Source organism: Salinimonas sediminis (genome assembly GCF_003429285.1).
Classification (GTDB): Bacteria; Pseudomonadota; Gammaproteobacteria; order Enterobacterales; family Alteromonadaceae; genus Alteromonas; species Alteromonas indica.
In genome coordinates this window covers 3,438,540-3,458,674 of the sequence record NZ_CP031769.1, presented here as the reverse complement: position 1 = coordinate 3,458,674, position 20,135 = coordinate 3,438,540, and the positions used below count along the sequence as shown (strand labels likewise).

17 protein-coding genes are annotated in these 20,135 nt (G+C 47.8%); 7 read left to right on the top strand and 10 right to left on the bottom strand.

Features of this window, described 5'->3' with window-relative positions:
* Window positions 1–110: 110 nt before the first annotated feature.
* The 5 genes from D0Y50_RS15215 to glnA all read right to left on the bottom strand — a co-directional run bounded on the left by D0Y50_RS15215 (window position 111) and on the right by glnA (window position 7,975).
* Entirely contained in the window at window positions 111–2,972 is a 2,862-nt protein-coding gene (locus D0Y50_RS15215; protein WP_408640702.1) for a TonB-dependent receptor, read from the bottom strand.
* Between the two features lie 340 nt (window positions 2,973–3,312).
* Entirely contained in the window at window positions 3,313–4,725 is a 1,413-nt protein-coding gene (glnG, locus tag D0Y50_RS15210; protein WP_117317755.1) for a nitrogen regulation protein NR(I), read from the bottom strand.
* A complete protein-coding gene (glnL, locus tag D0Y50_RS15205) occupies window positions 4,718–5,803 on the bottom strand; it encodes a nitrogen regulation protein NR(II) (protein ID WP_117317753.1) in 1,086 nt (361 codons plus the stop codon). Before glnL ends, glnG begins: the two co-directional genes overlap by 8 nt.
* 114 nt (window positions 5,804–5,917) lie before the next feature.
* Window positions 5,918–6,442, bottom strand: a complete 525-nt coding sequence (locus D0Y50_RS15200) for a DUF4124 domain-containing protein (RefSeq protein WP_147318250.1) — start codon at window positions 6,440–6,442, stop codon at window positions 5,918–5,920.
* Window positions 6,443–6,565: 123 nt separating this feature from the next.
* On the bottom strand, window positions 6,566–7,975 hold the full coding sequence (gene glnA, locus D0Y50_RS15195; protein WP_117317749.1) for a glutamate--ammonia ligase: 1,410 nt from the start codon (window positions 7,973–7,975) through the stop codon (window positions 6,566–6,568).
* 459 nt (window positions 7,976–8,434) lie between these two features.
* Between glnA and typA the strand changes: the two genes are divergently transcribed.
* The 3 genes from typA (at window position 8,435) to D0Y50_RS15180 (ending at window position 12,060) form a co-directional block, all read left to right on the top strand.
* A complete protein-coding gene (gene typA / locus D0Y50_RS15190) occupies window positions 8,435–10,267 on the top strand; it encodes a translational GTPase TypA (protein ID WP_117317747.1) in 1,833 nt (610 codons plus the stop codon).
* Window positions 10,268–10,430: 163 nt separating this feature from the next.
* Entirely contained in the window at window positions 10,431–10,808 is a 378-nt protein-coding gene (locus D0Y50_RS15185) for a response regulator (protein WP_170145524.1), read from the top strand.
* A 115-nt stretch (window positions 10,809–10,923) separates the two neighbouring features.
* A complete protein-coding gene (locus D0Y50_RS15180) occupies window positions 10,924–12,060 on the top strand; it encodes a MalY/PatB family protein (RefSeq protein ID WP_117317745.1) in 1,137 nt (378 codons plus the stop codon).
* Here the strand turns inward: D0Y50_RS15180 and D0Y50_RS15175 are convergent.
* Window positions 12,052–13,245, bottom strand: a complete 1,194-nt coding sequence (locus tag D0Y50_RS15175) for an Nramp family divalent metal transporter (RefSeq protein WP_117317743.1) — start codon at window positions 13,243–13,245, stop codon at window positions 12,052–12,054. The genes D0Y50_RS15180 and D0Y50_RS15175 overlap by 9 nt on opposite strands.
* 340 nt (window positions 13,246–13,585) lie before the next feature.
* Here D0Y50_RS15175 and D0Y50_RS15170 point away from each other — a divergent pair, with 340 nt between their 5' ends.
* Window positions 13,586–14,239 (top strand): UPF0149 family protein, encoded by a 654-nt coding sequence (locus D0Y50_RS15170; RefSeq protein ID WP_170145523.1) that lies wholly within the window; start codon window positions 13,586–13,588, stop codon window positions 14,237–14,239.
* Window positions 14,240–14,258: 19 nt separating this feature from the next.
* On the opposite strand, the gene D0Y50_RS15165 is transcribed toward D0Y50_RS15170, so the two are convergent.
* From D0Y50_RS15165 to D0Y50_RS15155, 3 genes are all read right to left on the bottom strand, one after another.
* Complete coding sequence (locus D0Y50_RS15165; RefSeq protein WP_232366277.1) at window positions 14,259–14,468, bottom strand: hypothetical protein; 210 nt, start codon at window positions 14,466–14,468, stop codon at window positions 14,259–14,261.
* 80 nt (window positions 14,469–14,548) lie between these two features.
* Complete coding sequence (hemJ, locus tag D0Y50_RS15160; protein ID WP_108567444.1) at window positions 14,549–14,974, bottom strand: protoporphyrinogen oxidase HemJ; 426 nt, start codon at window positions 14,972–14,974, stop codon at window positions 14,549–14,551.
* Between the two features lie 19 nt (window positions 14,975–14,993).
* Window positions 14,994–16,670 carry a chloride channel protein gene (locus D0Y50_RS15155; protein WP_108567445.1) on the bottom strand — a complete coding sequence of 559 codons (1,677 nt, stop codon included), beginning with the start codon at window positions 16,668–16,670 and terminating at the stop codon, window positions 14,994–14,996.
* Between the two features lie 105 nt (window positions 16,671–16,775).
* On the opposite strand from D0Y50_RS15155, the gene D0Y50_RS15150 reads away from it, so the two are divergent.
* The 3 genes from D0Y50_RS15150 (at window position 16,776) to D0Y50_RS15140 (ending at window position 18,821) form a co-directional block, all read left to right on the top strand.
* Window positions 16,776–17,618, top strand: a complete 843-nt coding sequence (locus D0Y50_RS15150; RefSeq protein ID WP_117317738.1) for a DUF6776 family protein — start codon at window positions 16,776–16,778, stop codon at window positions 17,616–17,618.
* A gap of 93 nt (window positions 17,619–17,711) precedes the next feature.
* Complete coding sequence (gene erpA, locus D0Y50_RS15145; RefSeq protein ID WP_108567462.1) at window positions 17,712–18,056, top strand: iron-sulfur cluster insertion protein ErpA; 345 nt, start codon at window positions 17,712–17,714, stop codon at window positions 18,054–18,056.
* Window positions 18,057–18,248: 192 nt separating this feature from the next.
* The gene (locus D0Y50_RS15140; protein ID WP_176582459.1) at window positions 18,249–18,821 is read left to right on the top strand and encodes a glutathione S-transferase family protein; all 573 of its coding nucleotides are present in this window, start codon (window positions 18,249–18,251) and stop codon (window positions 18,819–18,821) included.
* A 336-nt stretch (window positions 18,822–19,157) separates the two neighbouring features.
* Here the strand turns inward: D0Y50_RS15140 and D0Y50_RS15135 are convergent, their stop codons facing one another.
* A complete protein-coding gene (locus D0Y50_RS15135; protein WP_117317734.1) occupies window positions 19,158–20,114 on the bottom strand; it encodes a D-2-hydroxyacid dehydrogenase in 957 nt (318 codons plus the stop codon).
* Window positions 20,115–20,135: the final 21 nt, after the last annotated feature.

Sequence of the window (20,135 nt, the reverse complement as noted above, 5' to 3'; positions counted from 1 at the left end):
ACAACGTCTTTACTTGGCTTTTGACTCTAGATAAAAAAGCCGCAAAAGCAAAGTAAAAAACCAAATAAAACGCCCCACCGGGATACGGTAGGGCGTCTATTTATTAGCGCTTAGTAAAACGAGTAGTTAAAGTTAAGCAGATAGGATGGACCGAATTCACGCCGTAAAGTGACCAGACCGTTTTCATCACGGGTCTCTTCTTCTTCATCGGTCAAGTTAGAGCCTTGTAATGAAATACGTAAGCCTTCCAGGTATTCAATACCTGAGCCTTCAAAGTCATAGCTTATCTGACCGTCAACCTGGGTTATCGCACTACGGGTCGCTTCTTCAATTTTATTAGAACCGCCACGCTCGTAAGTAAAGTACTCAGACCGCTTAGTGGCCGCAAAACGAATCTCGAAGCCGTTCATTTCATAGTAAGCAGTTAACGAATAAACCCGATCGGATTGCCCGGCGATTGGCGTGCCATCATCTAGCTCAGCATCAATAAAGGTCGCGGAACCCGCTAAACCAAAGCCTTCTAATGAGTCAGCCAGCATGCTCAACGGTACCTGAGCAGTCATTTCAGCCCCTTTTACGGAACCAGTTAAACCATCTTCGAAGAACGAGAAAGTACCGGTATCCGGTGGCGTCAGGTATGTACCCGCCGCGTAAGTGGTCCCATCAGGGCCAACCAGGCCGTCAGCGCCGACAGTGCGATCATGGAAGCCAGGAATAAAGTAGTTGGCGCCCTCATTAGTAACATCGTTGGTAAAGTCGATAGTTTGATTACCGTCACGTGTCCAGTTAACCAGGTCTTTGTAAAACAATGCCAGCGACAGATAACCTTCGTTTTCAAAATAGTTCTCAAACGACAAATCGAAGTTGTTAGCCTCTAACGGACGCAAACGAGGGTTACCCTGGAATTTAGACCAAGGCGAACCATATTCATCTACCGCTTCCTGGTTGTTAGGGATAGCTATCAGATTAATGTTCTGATCAAACTTCACAAAACCGGATGCTTTCATTTGATCGATGCGGGCCCGGCTAATAGTTTTTGATGCTGCGAAGCGCACATAACGGTTTTCCGCTACTTCTACACTCAGGTTAAAGCTGGGTAGAAAATGCGAATAATCTTCTTCAATATCTATCAGACAATCGGCATCGATAGCGCCATCATTATCCGCATCACACACTTTGAAATTGGAACCTACAATACCGATGTAACCGGTAGAGCTTTGATCCGTTTGTACATATTGAGCGCCAATATTACCGGTGACAAAGAAATCGCCCACTTCAGTTTCAAAATCAAATTTTGCGAACAGGGTGGTTACTTCTTCATTGATCTCATAAGTATCCCCTAACCGATCCGGCTCCAGCAGGCCCGCGTCGTTCAGGGTATATTCACCGTCATTGTAAGGCGCAAAGCCATCATAAGCGACGACGTAACCCATACCGGCCCACGTCAAGTCGGTAAGGCCGTTATATAAATAGTCTGCAGGTATAGCCTGCGAATCAGGATAAGAAGACGCGGTAGCAAAAAAGCCTTTGTTGTCTTTGCTCTTAAAGCGGTCGCTATACGCTACCCCCACATTAACCTTGGTTACCATTCCCCAATCTACCAGACCGAAGGTTTCCAGGCGCATAGTGGTAAGTTCTTCTTCAAAGTCAGCATAGTTAAGGAACCCATCCTGCGCGTTGATATAGTTGTAATTTTCGCCATCAGCACGGAGCGCATCAGTGGCGAACTGGTCTGCCAGACTCGCCATACCACCACCCCAGGGTTGCGGCCCGGCCAGTTGCAGCATCGTCGGATCGGCAAATGCACCCAGCCCGTTACTGTCGGTAAAGGTAATGCCATCGGGGCTCATGATGAAATCACGGGTACGCTGATCAGCATCGGCAATAGCGGCACCGTTACGGGCCAGACCGGAATAAGACTCACCACGTAGGTCTCGTTTGGTCGACTCGCTATCTGCTACATCCAGCTCCACCGACCAGCTATCATTTAAATGGTAGGTCAGGTTAAGGCCATAGGTAGATAGTTCGCCGTCTTTTTGTGCCGGATCGGTACGCAGTACCGGGTTTGAATTTATTTGCGTCCCGGTTGAGTTTGCACCGCTGCCGTTTAGGCTGGCAGCGTCCAATTCAAACGGTTCGATAAAGCCGCGAATTACACCAGAGTCAGAGTAATCAATGTCCAGAATATCCACGACAATATCCAGGTCATCGTTGGGCCGCCACTGAAATATACCTGAAATGGTATCACGTTCCAGCACCCGGCTTATGGCCTGTGAATCAAGGCCTGAAGGCAGTAATGCACCATTGTTTTCGCCATAACCCCATACGCCGTATTTACGCTCATTACGAGGCGACTCAGTCGAGGCAATCGCTAGCGCTATACCAATTTTATCGTCTGCAAACTTTTCCACAAACGACAAGGCATAGCGGTGCCCGTTGTTATCAAACTCCGGGTTATCTGAATCATTACCACCTTGCTCCAGCACCCCGGTCAATGTCAGGGTTTCCTGGGCGGCTAACGGACGAACCGTTTGTAAATCTACAGTTCCGCCAATACCCTGCACTAGCAATGATGCATCTGTGGTTTTATAAATAGTCGCACCGGTCATTATTTCAGCAGGGTACAGGTCGTATTCTACGCCCCGGTTATCACCAATCCCGATGAGTTCCCGGCCGTTTAATGACGTACCGGTGAAGTCTTCTTTAAAGCCACGCACAGAAATACCTGACGTCCGTCCACCTACGCGCTCCCCTGCCATACCAGGCAGTCGAGCCAGCGACTCGGCAATAGACGAGTCGGGTAATTTACCAATGTCTTCAGCTGAGATAGCTTCAACAATAGATGAATTATCCATTTTCACTGCCTGCGCTCGAATAAGCGAGCCGCGGATACCTTTCACCGCAATAACTTCAACATCTTCAGCTTGTTCTGCGGCCGATGTTTCTTGTGAATATGCCTGTCCTGTCAACATTGCAGAACTAACGGCAAGGGAAAGAAGCGCTGGTTTGAACAGTCGTGTTTTCTTCATTATGTGTGCCTTTTCGAGTGTGTGTTTTTCGTAACCAATGCATTACATCGCATTAACAATAGCGGGAATGTTAATCGTACTCAAGAAAAATTAACATGAAACTTAAACCATTAAGTTCAGCTATTTCGCAGATTACAGCCACAAACCACTCTGCAGGGCAGAGCCAGCTTAATATTTTTAGAAAATAGAGTGCGGGGAATAATTGAGCGGATAAATTAAAACAGTTTACAGGGGCACCAAGGGTATACGCTTACCCTTGGTGGTGAAGAGGTGAGTGAAAAAGTTAATGGCTGATGTCCAGCTCTTTGAGTTTACGAGTCAGCGTATTGCGTCCCCAACCTAAACGCTTGGCAGCATCCTGCTTATGCCCATGGGTATACTCCAAGGCACGTTCCAGCATGATTTTTTCAAACGTCAGCATGGCATCATTTAAAATATTCACATTGCCTGCACGCAACTGGGTGTCTGCCCAGCTGGCCAATAACTGGGGCCAGTCACCAGCTTGCTGCTGACTTTTCTCGCTACCCCCTTCGCTATGTATTTCGGGCGGTAAGTCAGTGGGAAGGACTTCCTGGCCGCTGGCCATGACAGTTAACCAACGTGACACGTTCTCTAATTGGCGTACGTTACCGGGCCAGGCCAACTGACTCATCACTTTTTCGGCTTGACGACTGAGGGTTTTGGTTTCTACATTCAGCTCTTTTGCTGCACGGCGTAAAAAATGCGAGGCCAGTAAGGGAATATCTTCACGGCGCTCACTAAGGGAGGGGATATGTATGCGGATAACATTTAGCCGATGAAATAGATCCTCCCGAAACTTACCCTGAGCTACGCGCTGCTCCAGGTTCTGGTGGGTCGCGGCAATAATGCGCACATCGACAGTGACAGACTGATGGCCGCCCACCCGGTAAAACTGACCATCGGCCAGTACCCGTAACAAGCGGGTTTGCACATCCAGCGGCATATCGCCAATTTCATCCAAAAACAGCGTTCCGCCGTTGGCTTGCTCAAAACGACCTTGACGGGCGTTTTGAGCCCCGGTGAAAGCGCCTTTTTCGTGCCCGAATAACTCAGATTCCACCAAGTCAGCGGGGATAGCGGCCATATTTAATGCAATGAATGGGTTAGCCGCACGTGGGCTGTGGCGATGCAAGGCATGCGCGACCAGCTCTTTACCCGTACCTGACTGGCCATTGATCAATACACTGATCGAGGAGCGCGATAAACGGCCAATGGCACGAAAGACCTCCTGCATCGCTGGTGCCTCGCCAATAATTTCTGGAGCAGGTTCCTCGGCGGGCAGTTGCTGATGCCGGGTTTGTTCGCGGGCGTGCGCTATGGCTCGCTGGGTTAGCGTAACAGCTTCATCGATATCAAAAGGTTTAGGTAAGTATTCAAAAGCCCCATTTTGATAAGCATTAACTGCACTGTCTAAGTCAGAGTGAGCGGTCATAATTATTACCGGAATCATGCTATCTACCTGATGCACTTCTTCTAGCAATGTCATGCCGTCCATTTGTGGCATGCGAATATCCGAGATAATCACTTCCGGTGCCTGGCCGGATTGTAACTGCAGCAGTAAATCCTGAGGATTTTCAAAAGACAAACAACTGATATTGGCTGTTTGTAAGGCTTTCTGCAGTACCCATCGTATGGAGCTATCGTCATCTACAATCCAGACGGATTCATTATTCATGCAGCGACTCCTTGCGGTCGATAGGAAGATATAAAATGAATTCTGTGTGGCCAGGATGGCTGTCCACATCAATACGTCCACCGTGGTGGTTGATCAGGGTCTGGGCGATCGATAAGCCCAACCCGCTGCCATTTTTCTTACTGCTTACCATGGGGTAAAACAGGGTATCGCGAATATCAGCAGGTATACCCGGTCCGTTATCCACAATCCGGATTTTCGCCACCAGAGCGTAGCGTTTGCCCTGTATTGTCATTTGCCTTTCCACCCGGGTCACCAGCCTGATGGCGGGCTCAGGGGTGTGTGCTTCAATTAATGCCTGTACGCTGTTTCTGACAATATTAAGTACAGCTTGTTGAATCATATCCTGGTCAATGTGGATGTCCGGGATACTGGGATCATAATCTCGAATAATGGTTATCGGGGTGTCGGAGTCTACCCGCATTAAACTGCGAACTTTCTCGAGCGCCTGATGCACATTGCTCCACTGTTGGCGGGGAAGTGAATTGGGCCCCAGTAGGCGGTCCACCAGACTGCGCAGGCGATCCGACTGTTCGATAATCATCTGGGTAAATTCTTTGTGGTCGTGATTATCGAGTTCTTTTTCTAACAACTGTGCGGCGCCGCGAATGCCCCCCAGCGGGTTTTTAATTTCATGGGCCAGCCCCCGGATTAACTCCCGGGCAGCATAATGCTGCGCGTTTTGCTGGGTTTCTCTGGATATCCTGCGTTGCTGATCTATTTTACGTACTTCAAATAGCAGGCGGGGGCCGTCATCTGTTTGCAGGTTAGTTACGGTGAGGTCAGCCAGTACAAAACGGTTATCTTTAAACGAAAGACGAATTTCATTTTCGGTAAAGTCCTCGCCGCGCCGAAGCGCCGCCCGCAAGCGCGCACGTTTAATCGTACCTGGCATAAAAAAGTCATACAGCGGGTGGCCATAAAGCTGTTTTGTACCGGTCTCAAATAAAGCTTCTCCTGCGTGGTTGGCGTAAACAATATTTAGCTGTTCATCCACCATCACCAGTACCGTATTCAGGTTATTTAGCAAATTGGTCATTGCTGACTCGGGGTTCTGCATACCGAGCAACTCTCCTTTGCACTAATATAGTGCATTATAGCTGTGTTGCATCAAAAAAGCCGTGAACCCGCTTTGGCGGTACGCTATAGGGCAGGGATAACGGGCATTACCGCCTTATTGACCGCCCTGACCATTGATTAGCGCTGACGCTTGATGCAGATAGAGTGTCTGTTGTTGGGACGATGCAAGAGTCTTGCCCTTATTATCAATCAGGGCCACGGAAAAGGTATGGGCCCCGCGGTTGATACCAGATAGTGCAAAAATACCCGCACTATTGCGCTGTATTGGTTCGCCATCAAAAATTAGCTGAAATCTGCCGGTCGGTTTCGGTGCAGCCTGGGCTTTAATGGTGACTTTCCCATTATTGTTACGCACAGTAGCTTCAGGCTGGGGCGAAACAATAGACACTGTATAGCGAGTTGCCGGTGAGGAGGCGACTGGCGGAGTAGCAGGGGAAGCAGGAATACTCGGCGTGACATTATCGGTTATCCCGTTAAACGCTACCTCTTCGCTTTGCGCTGAAGGGGTATCTGTATATATCACCGTGCCGTCGTCATTGGTGATTTTATAAACGGGTGCACTATTAACCGTAACCGGTATCAAGGCCGTCATCGCCATTGTCAGATAAAAATACTTCATTAGTGCTACTCGGTTTAACGTGGATACCTTTTTAATACTAGTACGAAATAGCGTGGGTTCAAAAGAGTTCGGCCACAAAAAAGCCCGCATTAAGCGGGCTTTCGTATTAATACTGATTAAACGTTATACGCTGTAGTATAAGTCGAACTCAACAGGGTGCGTAGTCATACGGACCTTAGTAACTTCTTCAGCTTTTAGTTCAATGTAGGCATCAATCATATCGTCGGTCATTACACCGCCGGCTTTCAGGAATTCACGGTCATTATCCAGTGCTTCCAGTGCCATTTCCAACGAGCTAGCGACAGTTGGAATATCTTTGGCTTCTTCTGCAGGCAGGTCGTAAAGATCCTTGTCCATCGCATCGCCAGGGTGAATCTTGTTCTTAATACCGTCAAGGCCAGCCATTAGCATGGCAGTAAACGCCAGGTAAGGGTTAGCAGTTGGGTCAGGGAAGCGAACCTCAATCCGACGCGCTTTATCGCTGGTTACATACGGAATACGAATTGATGCGGAACGGTTACGGGCAGAGTAAGCCAACATTACCGGTGCTTCAAATCCTGGTACCAGACGCTTGTACGAGTTAGTCGATGCATTACTGAAAGCGTTAATTGCACGGGCGTGTTTAATAATACCGCCGATGTAATACAAGGCTTCTTCAGACAGACCCGCGTACTTATCGCCCGCGAAAATGTTTTTGCCATCTTTAGAAATAGACTGGTGAACATGCATACCAGAGCCATTATCGCCGACCAATGGTTTAGGCATAAAAGTAGCTGTTTGGCCGTACGCATGGGCAACGTTATGCACAACATACTTATAAACCTGAATTTCGTCTGCTTTTTTCACCAGCGTATTAAATTCGCAAGCAATTTCGTTCTGACCAGCGGTCGCCACTTCATGGTGGTGCGCTTCAATAACCAGCCCCATTTCTTCCATTACCAGACACATTGCAGCACGGGTGTCATGCGCTGAATCTACTGGAGGAACCGGAAAGTAACCTCCTTTCACGCCAGGCCGGTGACCCATGTTGCCGCCTTCAAACTCTTCACCAGAGTTCCATTTGGCTTCCGCAGAATCAATTTTATAGAACGACCCGCTCATATCGGTATGAAAACGCACGTCATCAAACAGGAAGAATTCTGGCTCTGGACCAAAGAATGCGGTATCACCGATACCGGTCGATTTCAGATATTCTTCTGCACGATAGGCAACTGAACGAGGATCACGCTCGTAACCTTCCATTGAGGTTGGCTCTACGATGTTACACCGTACGTTAACCTGTGTTTCTTCGGCAAACGGGTCAAGCACAACTGAATCCGGATCCGGCATCAAAATCATGTCTGACTCGTTAATACCTTTCCAGCCAGAAATTGAAGAGCCATCGAACATTTTGCCTTCTTCAAAAAACTCTTCGTCAACCAGAGCTGCCGGGATTGATACGTGTTGTTCTTTACCTTTTGTATCTGTAAAGCGCATATCAACAAATTTCGCTTCACTTTCTTTAATCAGCTCTAATGCCTTTTCTATTGACATCGTGTCCTCCAGGTATTGATGTAAAGTTGCAGAGTATTTATCGGTACCCTGTCTATGATGTAAAAGACGAAGCGATATTCATGCCATCTGTATCGACAGGGAATTTCGCGGGTTACAAGCACGATACGGCAGCAAAATCTAAATGGATTGCACCAATTTGAGGCAATCCCGGTCCAAAATAGTGCAGTGCATGCGGTGGGCCGATTCTTAGCCTAATGCAATCCCATGGTGCATGCTACCCATAATGGCTACATTTGTACTGGGTATATGACCCGTCATACGTAATAACGTGCGACTTTAGTTGATAATCTTCACTAGTGTGTAAAAATTGAAAAAAAAGAGGCGCAAAAGGATCAGATTTTCTGTACAATCCGCGCACATTTTTTACCTCTGCAAGAATTTTCAACTCTTTCGCCGGGCACCAACCGCAGCTCGGGCAGCTATACAGGCATTTACTTAATGAACACGTACGATATTTCGAAGTTAAGAAACATTGCGATCATCGCGCACGTTGACCACGGTAAAACTACTTTGGTTGATAAACTGCTGCAACAGTCTGGTACGCTGGAAAGTCGTGGTGAGGCTGAAGAGCGCATCATGGACTCAAATGATATCGAGAAAGAGCGCGGTATTACTATCCTGGCAAAGAACACGGCAATTAACTGGCAAGACTACCATATCAATATTGTAGACACTCCCGGACACGCCGACTTTGGTGGCGAAGTTGAGCGCGTTATGTCAATGGCTGACTCAGTATTACTATTGGTAGACGCGCAGGAAGGCCCAATGCCGCAAACGCGCTTTGTTACCCAAAAAGCCTTTGCACAGGGTTTGAAGCCAATCGTTGTTGTTAACAAAATTGATAAGCCAGGGGCACGTCCTGATTGGGTTATCGATCAGGTTTTTGATTTGTTTGATAACCTGGGTGCTACTGACGAACAGCTGGATTTCCAAATTGTTTATGCCTCAGCATTAAATGGCTGGGCGGCGATGGATGCCGAAACTATCGGTACCGATATGACGCCATTGTTCCAGACAATTGTTGATCAGGTTGAAGCCCCCAATACTGACCCTGAAGGTCCGTTCCAGATGCAAATATCGCAGCTGGACTACAACTCTTATGTTGGGGTTGTTGGGGTAGGCCGGATTGCGCGCGGTAAAGTAAAAACCGGCCAGCAGGTTACTATTGTTAATGCAGCCGGCGAAAAGCGTAACGGTAAAGTTGGCCAGGTACTTACGTATCTTGGTTTGCAGCGCCAAGAAGCAGAAATTGCTAACGCAGGCGACATCATTGCAATTACCGGCCTTGGTGAGCTGAAAATTTCCGATACAATTTGTGATACCAACACTGTTGAAGCGTTACCGGCACTAACAGTAGATGAACCTACCGTTACCATGACTTTCCAGGTTAACACCTCGCCGTTCTCTGGGCGTGAAGGTAAATATGTTACTTCGCGTAATATATTTGACCGTCTGCAGGACGAATTGGTACACAACGTGGCCCTGCGTGTAGAAGAAACTGAAAACCCGGATAAGTTCCGTGTTTCCGGGCGTGGTGAGCTACACTTGGGTATCCTGATTGAAAACATGCGTCGTGAAGGTTACGAGCTGGCGGTATCCCGTCCGGAAGTTATCCTGAAGGAAGAAGACGGCCAGTTAATGGAACCGTTTGAAGCTCTGACGGTTGACTGTGAAGACGAAGACCAGGGTTCTATCATGGAACAACTTGGCTACCGTAAAGCCGAGCTGACGGATATGTCACCGGATGGTAAAGGCCGGGTTCGTATGGACTTCGTTATTCCAAGCCGTGGCCTGATTGGTTTTCAGACTGAATTTATGACGCTGACCTCAGGTTCAGGTTTGTTGTACCACACGTTTGATCATTACGGCCCGCATAAAGGCGGTAAAATTGGACAGCGTAAGAACGGTGTACTGATTGCTAACGCAGCCGGTAAAGCACTGACTAACGCTTTGTTTAACTTGCAGGAACGTGGCCGTCTGTTCATTGGTCATGGGGTTGAAGTTTACGAAGGTATGGTTATTGGTATTCACAGCCGTGATAACGACCTGACTGTAAACGCCCTGAAAGGTAAGCAACTGACCAACGTACGTGCGTCGGGTACAGATGAAGCGCAAAGCCTGGTACCGCCAGTGATTATGTCTTTGGAACAGGCCCTGGAATTTATTGATGACGATGAGCTGGTGGAAGTTACACCCAAGAGCATCCGGATTCGTAAAAAAGCGCTGACCGAAAACGAACGTAAGCGTAACTCACGCGAAAAAAAGAGCTAAGTAGCCGTTATTAGCCTTTAAAAAAACGCCGCTTATAGCGGCGTTTTTTGTATCCCCAACGTAATAAAAAAGCGCGGTAGGCTAACGTTGGACTTAAGAGTAATTGGCAAGCGGAAAATAGCCAATTATGCTTACCTTACCCATACCACAGGTGAAAGCGCGCATGACTTCACAATCTATCGTAGTGATTGATGACGATGTTATTACACTGGAGCTCATTGTAGTAGCCCTGGAGCAACAGCTGGGAGCGCATGTGCATAGCTTTACCCACAGTAAACTTGCCAGAGCATTTTTATTGAAACAAAGCGACGCCTCGGTATCTTTGGTGGTTAGCGATCAAATGATGCCGGATTACGATGGTATAGCCTTGCTTAACCTGTGCCGGCGACAGGGTATGCAGGTACCTTTCCTGCTGTTAACCGCTGATGCCACCCGAGCCACCGTGTTAAAGGCTCGCCAGTCGGGGGCCAACCAATTTATGGTAAAGCCTTTCAAGGTCGAAAATTTGCTGGATAACGTGCGTAAGTTATTGGCATCTTGATTGTTGGACAGCTGAAAACATGTCATTCCTAATTAGTCTAACAAGACACTGGATAGCGCCCGTGCGGCTGTTTTACACTGAGTGACATCTTCGATTAACCAAAGGATTATCAAGCGTGCCCTCAATTTTTGATCAGACGCCGCCGCGCACTGGAACATATTCATTTAAATGGGAAAAATACCAAGGCACCGATATTCTACCGGCTTGGGTTGCCGATACTGAATTTCGTTGTGCTGATCCTATTTTAGCTGCGTTACAAACTCGTATCGAGCATGGCAATCTGGGGTATGTATTGCCCGGCCAGTATCAACCAGCAATTGATGCGGTGTGCCGCTGGCTTAAAGACAAGCACGACTGGGAGATCGATCCACAGTGGTTGGTCTGGACACCCGGCGTGGTACCGGCTTTCAATACCGCCTGTAAAGCGTACTGCGAACCGGGCGATAAGGTACTTATCCAGACGCCTAACTATCCGCCTTTATTGGCTGCACCAAAATTGAACAATTTACAACGGGTAGACATTGCGACGCTTGATAAGGGTGACCGGTATACCCTAGACCTTGATCAGCTAGCGTCAGAAGCGGCTGATCCTAAGTGTAAGTTGCTAATACTTTGTAATCCAATGAACCCAGTGGGTGCAGTGCTGAGCGCCGAAGAGGTAAACCGTATTGCGCAAATCTGTGAGCAACATGATGTGGTATTGTGCTCAGATGAAATACACTGCGATCTGTTACTGGAACCCGGGGTTAAACATATTCCAGCGGGTCGGGAACCAGGATTGCAGCAGCGTAGCGTGACCCTTATGGCCGCCAGCAAAACCTTTAATATCGCTGGTTTAGGAGCTTCGTTTGCGATAGTGCCCGATGCGCGCCTGCGGCAGGCATTTATCGGCGCCGCAGCCGGTATCGTGCCATGGGTTAACCAATTGGGACTGCTTGCCACTGAAGCTGCATTTACTCAATGCGACGAATGGCATCAACAACAATTGGATTATCTAAAAGGCAACCGCGATCTATTGGTAGAGCGCATTAACGCCATCGACGGTTTATCTGTAAAGCTACAGGAAGCTACGTTCCTGGCCTGGGTGGATGCTTCTGGCTTAGGCGTAAGCAATGTACAGAAGTGGGCTGAGGACCGCGGTGTGGGGCCCTCGCCGGGCACTGACTTTGGGGCGCCCGACCACTTTAGGATTAACTTTGGCTGTAGCCGGGCAATGTTAACGCAATTACTGGATAGACTGGCTTCAAAATAACGAATACAGCTTATATACGCCAAGACAGACTACAAAACCCACAACCAGCGCGCCTAACACGTTGCTGGTTGTGCCATTTTTAAATTCCCCCAGCGTAGCGTTGCGGTTCATTACCACCAGCAAAAATATCGCTACAATCGGTAATAGTAAGCCATTAGCAGCCTGAGCAAACATGATAGCTGACAATGGTTTAAAACCCATCCCGGCAATAACAACACCGGTAACAATAATCGCCAGCCAAATACTTCGAAATGCCTTACCCTGCATATCTTGGGGCCAATTAAAGGCACCACATACAGCATAGCTGGCAGCCAGCGGGGCGGTGATAGAACTGGTGAGGCCGGCAGCAAACAAACCGGCGGCAAAAAACCACTGTGCCCATTCGCCCAGTACAGGTTCCAGTTGTTTGCCCATATTGGCGGCATCCATACTGGCAGCCTGGTTGAAAAACGCCATCATCGCCGTAGCCATTACCACCAGGGTGATAAGCCCGCCGAAGCCGATAGCAAAAACAGACTGTTTGCGCGACGCCGCGATAGCCTCGGCTTTGTCAGCGCCGATATAATTTTGTGCAGTCAGGCTGGCATGCAAAAACAAATTATACGGCACGATGGTGGTACCAATCAGGGCCAGTACCATATTGATTGTGCTGGTATTAAGCTGTGGTGTGGCAGCCTGGGAAAACATGGCGGTCCATTCGGGGCCGGCGGCAAACAAGGTCACAAAAAAGACTATCGCCATGGCAATAACCAATACCACCAGCACTGACTCAATGACTTTGTATTTACCGCTCCATAGCAGCAGCGCTGAAATAGCCCCCAGGATAATCGCCCAATTGCCTGTACCAATGGCAAAGAAAGCATCTAACCCGATGGCGGCGCCGGTTAGGTTACCTGATTCGTAAGCCGCGTTGCCAATACCTACCGCGGCTACAATGAGCAATGAAAACAACAACCTTAAAACCGGGTTTTGGCTTATTTCTTTAAGGTTGGTTGCCAGCCCCTGCCCGGTGGCGATACCAAGCCGCGCTGCCATATCCTGTAACACCATTGTGGCAGTGATAGAAAATAATAAAGCCCATACCAGGTGAAAACCAAAATTAGCCCCGGCAATACTGGCCGTGGTTACTGTTCCTGGGCCGATGAAGGCCGCTGCTATGATGTATCCAGACTTATCTTTTGCCATATGTGGCTACCTGTATAACGAAACCGTGGGGTCGGATAGTGATTAACGAAAAAAAAGCGCGGCTATCAGACCATTATTTTAAGGGGGGCGGATGGTAAAGAAAACTATCGCATGAACCAAGGGCTGGCTGAAACTTTTTTGTCGGTGAACACCAAAATAGCCTAAAAAATACGAAAAATCTGACTTATCGCACATTGTTTACCCGCCAGGGATTTATATGGCGAAGCCATAAGCCGCCGGGTGAATAAGCGATTCTTTAGTGGGAAGCGGGTGGGGAACAATGCTTTTTGGCCCCAGTTACGTTACGCTCAGGGTAGGTTTCATAAGGATTTATCCACTTGTGTCTGTTAATGATAGTTTGACCACATTTTATTTAACTTACCCTGAGGCGGCAGTTCTGCCGGCGCAAATGGAAGTCAGGGGGATAATTTTCGCGGTGGCGGCAGCGCCAGAGATACCTATGCCCGAAACCTGGATGCCGTGGGTACTTAGTTCGGCCAGACAACCATTAACGGATGATCAGGTCGATAACCTTGCCCATCACCTGATGCTAACGCTTCGTGACACACTACAACTGATGAGCACCGGGCAATCCTGTTTACCACCGGCATGCCAATGGCAGACCAGCACGACGGCTCGCCTACCTTTGACCCAATGGCTAACGGGTTTGCTTAAAGGACATCAACAAGTAGAAGGAATATGGTTGCAGGCGTGGGATAAGGCTGTAGCACAGCCGGCCCAAGATAGCGGGATAAAGCGCGAAGCACCGCAAAAACGTTTAAGTCGATGCCTTAAATTATTCTCTACACTGGCGGACCCGGAGGGGGCGATGCACCAGCGTAGTGCTGAGCAGGCAACAGTGTTACAAGCGCAATTACCCAGGTTAGCAGAGCAGCTACCTGCAATGCTAAAAGACTATATAACCCTGGCGGGCGAGCTGGCGCCGTTTTTACCGCAGCAGTTTGAAAGTTATCAGAAAACGCAGAATAATTAGCAGGCACGAATAAGTCAGCCTAGCGGTGGGGCGCTTTTTTTGACAACGCCGCGCGTAACCGGCCGATGTAATCGTCTAATTCTGCTTTTGCTGCATCATACGCGCTGTTCAACTCAATGGAGTCAGGCTCTTTAAGCAACGCCTGGAAAGCTTCATCGGTTCGGGCCAGCAGCAATTTCAGCCGTTCGTTGCTCACGTCCATGTTGTTCCTACGGGTCAGTATCTTCATTCGCAGTCCTGCGAAGCATGGTTAGGTAGTTCCCAATGAGTATAGCAAACACACAGCACTTGCCTAATGTATTTACATTTCTAAAAGGGTTTCACCACGGCCAGAATAACCACGGCCAGCAATACCAGTACCGGGGCCTCGTTAAGTACCCGATAAAAGGTGGCTGACCGCGTATTTTGGTCTTTTGCAAACTGTTTTACTAATTTGTATAAGTAACCATGATAAGCATAAAGCGCAACTAACAAGGTAAGTTTAGCATGCAGCCAGCCTGATACTTTTAGCCACTCAAGGCCATAAACTGCTATCAGAGACACCCCAAACACCAGCGTTAAAACAGCAAAGGGGGTAACAAAAAACCACAAGCGACGTTCCATGACTTTGAATTGATCTTTTACCGCCTGCTCACTGGCCTGCGCATGGTATACAAACAGGCGAGGCAGATAGAAAATGCCAGCCATCCAGGCCACCATAAAGAATATGTGTAGTGCTTTTAACCATAAAATCATCGCGGATTATCCGTCCTTTTTAGTACTGGGCGCGCTGTAAGAAACTTTGCAGAATATTCCAGGTAATGACACCGACAATGTTCTGTTCACTGTCATCGTATACGTAGATAGCCCCGCTTCGAGCATTTTTTAGTTTCTCATAAACTTCATACAGAGTGCACTGGCTATTAAGCCCTTCAATAGTCACATAGTCTAACGCCTGCGCATTGTGATCCAAACTGACATCGTACTGCACCAGTCGAAACTGTATCTCGCGCTCAAGCTGCTTTTGCTGTAATACGATAGTGGTCGGGTTTTCTGCTAAAAAGCTTTCAATTGCGGGCTCAGGTGCTTCTTTAAATAGCTTGTAGTCTGTCGCCATGGCTGCCAGTACACCGGTTTTTTCCAGCGCCTCGCGAATCGAGTTGATGGCGTATGGCAGGTTTTGATAGTCAAGCTGGCGAATAAAAATAGAGCGGTTACCTAAAAACTGTGTAGAGGTAACATAAGCGGGCACTATCACCAGCATCGCGGGCAATATAATTTGCGGGCTATAAGAAAGCTCCATAACCGCAGAAAGTGCCGCCAGCGGGGCGTGCAATACGGCTGTAAGCATACCGGCCACCCCTAATAGCGCAAAACTGCTGGTATAGTCATTAATATCGACAAAGCCGCTTAGTGGCATTAACAACAAGGCGCCGGCTAGCATGCCGATAATCATCACCGGGCCCATAATGCCCCCCGGCACACCCAGCCCGATGGCAAATACCGCGAGTAAAAATTTAGCCACTAACAGGGACAGGAGCAACCAGCTACCAGGCTGCTGAGTAAAGAGCACTTCAATACTTTCAAAATCGGCGCCGGTGGCCTGCGGCAATAGAATACTGATGCCACCGGTTATCACGGCTGCCAGCACCAGGCGCCAGATCATGCTAAACGGGCGGAATAGGGTCATGACACGCATCAACTGATTATTAAATAGCGCTGCCAATGCACCCAAAACTATCCCCAGCAGCACCAGATAGATGTACATCCATTCGCTAAAGGCGGCAAACGACAAAAAGGAAAGTTCGTTGACCTCGCCAAATACCATACGAGTTAATACTGAACCACAGGCAGCGGCCAGCATAATAGGCACAAAAATGTGGATTTTGTATTCTCTTAACACCACTTCCATAACAAAAATGACAGCGGCAAATGGGGTATTAAATGAAGCAGAGATACCCGCCGCGATACCGCAACCCGCTAAAATCCGAATACTGTTGTACGGTAAGCGAAGCCATTGCCCGACATAACTGCTTCCGGATGCGCCAATATGCACGCAGGGGCCCTCGCGACCTACTACGAAGCCGCCGGCCAGGGCAAACATACCGCCAAAAAACTGATTGATAGTGGTACGAAAGGGGACGTAGCCGTAAAACATCTTTACCCGATGGATAACAAACGGAATGCCCATTCGGTAATGTTTAAAGCCGGTAAGAAAGGCAATAAGTAAAATCATGCCTACCGCGGCTAACGGCATTATAAAACGCGCCAGCCATTCGTGTTGAATAACGCTGGTGAGGGTGTCTAATGCACTGTTGTGTAACCATTCATAACACAGCCTGAACAGAATAATCAGCGCAGCAGCAATTACTCCACCTACAATGCCTAGTAAACAAACCAGGACAGAGGTACGCGGATGGGCAAGTTCTTGACGAAGGCCATGAAGACGCATGTAATGACCCAGGTAGGGGTAACCTAAAGCATGATATTAGCTTATCATATTGCAAGGTATTTCCTAAGCATCTGATTTTTTATAATTATGGCTGGTTATTAAGACGTGAAGAAACAGCAGGTACATTGGCTTTACAAACTGGGTGGGTTTCGCCTTAGCGTGTTGGCGGGGGTGATCATTCTTGCCATGATTGCGTTAGGTTTTGCTATGGCAACACATCACTATAACAGCGAGCAAGCCCAACTTAGTAACGTGCAGGCTACCTTAAGCTCCTTACAAAATGAACACAGTGCCCTGCTATTAGAAAAGCACCAGCTAGAAACCCGTTTGGCCCTTGCTGAGTTAGCTGCCTCCGACCACCAGGAGCAGGTGGCAGCGCTGCATCGACAATTAGCGAAAACCAGTTCGTCAGTGAGTTTTTATCGTAACGTTATGGCCCCTGAAAGTGTGCAGGAAGGCTTTGTGGTTGATGGGCTGCAAATCAGACAGGCCAATGCACTGCCAGAGCGACAAGCTGCCCCTAACGATATAGAGGGTAGCGAAGCAACAGCAAATGCTACAACAACGCCAGGACAGCCACAGGATATAACCGGACAGCCACAGTATTACGTGATGGAATTTGTGCTGTTACAACGCCTGACCCGCCGGGCGGTAATAAAAGGTGACCTTAAAATTTGTATTAAAGGTAGCCTGGCCAATGAAACGGCGCAAATATGCAGTGGCAGTAAGACATTGTTGCCGGATGGCCCGGTGGACTATCGATTTAAATTTTTTCAAACTGTGCGGGTGGAATTTAGCTTACCGGAAGGCTTTGTCGCGCAGCAGATTCTATTTAGTTCTCAGGTTTATCAATACACTACGAAGCGTGAAGATTATCGCTGGCAGGTTGATTGGCAGCAGGTCATTGCTAATAATGGTGAGGCCGACGATGATACCCCCCCACAATAATGCTGGCTGACATTGATTGGCGCTGTCGTCTGTAAGATAATAGCGTTAGATGCTGATTTAATCAGCCTACGGTTTTTTGTTATTGAGGTTCATATGTCTGTAGAAACGGCTTTGCCTATCGAATTTTCTGATGCGGCAGCGGCGAAAGTGAAAGAATTAGTGACCGAGGAAGAGAACCCGGAACTGAAACTTCGGGTATATGTTACCGGTGGTGGCTGTTCGGGCTTTCAGTATGGTTTTACTTTTGATGAAAAGGTAAATGAAGGTGACATGACCATTGCAAAAGACAGTGTCACATTGGTGGTTGACCCCATGAGTTTACAATACCTGGTGGGCGGTGTAGTGGACTACGTTGAAGGGCTGGAAGGCTCACGATTTCTAGTCGAAAACCCAAATGCCACAACAACCTGCGGTTGTGGGGCAAGCTTTAGCGTATAGCGTTTTCGGCTGGTCTTTGCCAGCCGTAGGTTCATCGTATTTCATCAGATAGTTGCTTTTTTCTGCTGCTGTAATTACCTATTGTACAAGTATTATGATACACCCCCTCATCCCATTTAATGGGATTGATTGGCGGTACGCGGACGATAGTTAGCGATCGTCCAGTTTTCATACTGATTACCAGGACAGATTATGAAACTTTACGGCTCTACAACTTCCCCTTACGTCAGACGTATTCGTATTCTTTTATCACAGACCGATCACGAATTTATTAACTTGAATATTTTTGAGGGCGAGGGGCGTGAAACGCTTGCCCGTAAGTCGCCCACAATGAAAGTGCCTTGTTTGGAAGATGGAGATCAGGTTGTATTTGATTCGCGGGTAATTCAGCGTTATCTAAGCACTAAGTTTCAGTATGCGCCACTCTCGTGGGATGAAGAAAATCAGCTTACCCTTATCGATGCTGTAAATGATTCGTTTGTTTCATTGTTTATGCTAAAACGTTCGCATATTCAGGCCGATCAGGATGCGCTGTTTATCAGAATGCAAAAAGACCGCATTACGGCAAGTTTGAAAGCGCTGAATGAACAGGTGGCGCAAGGAGAGTTTGCGTACTGGCATTATCCTGCTATTTGTCTTTATACCGTTATCGATTGGATTGAATTCAGGGAGCTACATAAACTTGAAGGATTGGATGCGTTGAAATCATTTCGAGAACAGCACGTAGACCGGATTGAAGTAACCGCTACCGATCCTCGCCGCTAACCGCGCGCCGAATTGCCCCTAGCTCTGATTGGCAATTTACTAATGGAATGGCTGGCGCTAAAAGCAATGTTTACAGGACAGCCACGTTATACCTAAGGTCAAAGGTACAGCGCGGATTTTGCGACTGAATCATGACGACTGAGCTAAGACACCCACCTTCAGTTAACCAAATGGTTTGAGAGATTTAGGCAGATTAGTTTAGTGGGTGTCTGTTTCTTTGAAGCGGTCACCTATTATTCGCAATACGTCTCAAGACACCCACCCCGAATACTAAGCATAGTTAATGCCTGGTATATGGTGATGTAAAGTGGGTGTCTATATATCTATTGTTAGGGTTTAATAACCTTTATCAAAGTCTATCAGGTAGTTAGGTGCTAAACCTGAGATATAACGTTGGTAGTTTTCGTAAAATACCGCAACTACATCTTCAGGAAGTGACGTTGCCGCCGTGTGTTGAGTAATATGTATTTTGTCATGTTGCCAAAATGGATGAGCGTCGGGTAGTGGCTCTTGCTCAAATACGTCTAATACTGCTGCGGCAATCTGGTGGGTGTCTAAAGCATGCAACAAATCGTCTTCGACAATTGCGTTACCTCTGCCAGCGTTGATCAGCACGGCTGAAGGGGGCAGCGCAGCAAGAACTTGTGCATCTATTATTCCACGGGTATGCGGGGTGTCGGGCAGCAAGCTAACAACGAAATCACTTTGTCTGGCGAATGTTAGTAACTCTTTGTTTTGGTATACCTTTTTAAAACCGGGTTGGGGGGCCCCGCTTTTACGCAGGCCAATTACATGCATGCCGAATGCGTTGGCAATAGGCACCAGGGCGCTACCTATAGAACCAGCACCTAAAATACCTAGCGTTTTGCCCTTTAGGTAATTAAATTCCGGTTTGCACCATTTATTTTTACTATGCTTTTTGGCTGTGTCAAACCCCGCGATATTGCGAGAAAAATAGAGCAGATAGCTAAAGACATACTCGCGCATTTGCATATCAAACACACCCTTCACACCGCTCAACCAATAGTCCCTTTTGCTTTTCTCAAGTAGCGGGGTATTCCCTGCCCAGCCAGACTGAACCCACTTAATATTCTTACACTGCTCAATAACGCTGGCGGCAAGGCCAGGATCAGCAAGCATTACTTGGGTGGATTCAAGGTCAATCTGCTGGGGGTCATCGGTGGCCGTTACAATATGTACTGCTGGCGCATTATATTGACTGAGAGCACGGTGATAGCCGTCGTATTCTTTGCTCAATATCACAACATTCGCAGAGTCATTAGTTTGGTGCATAGTAAACTTTTCTTTCCTGTC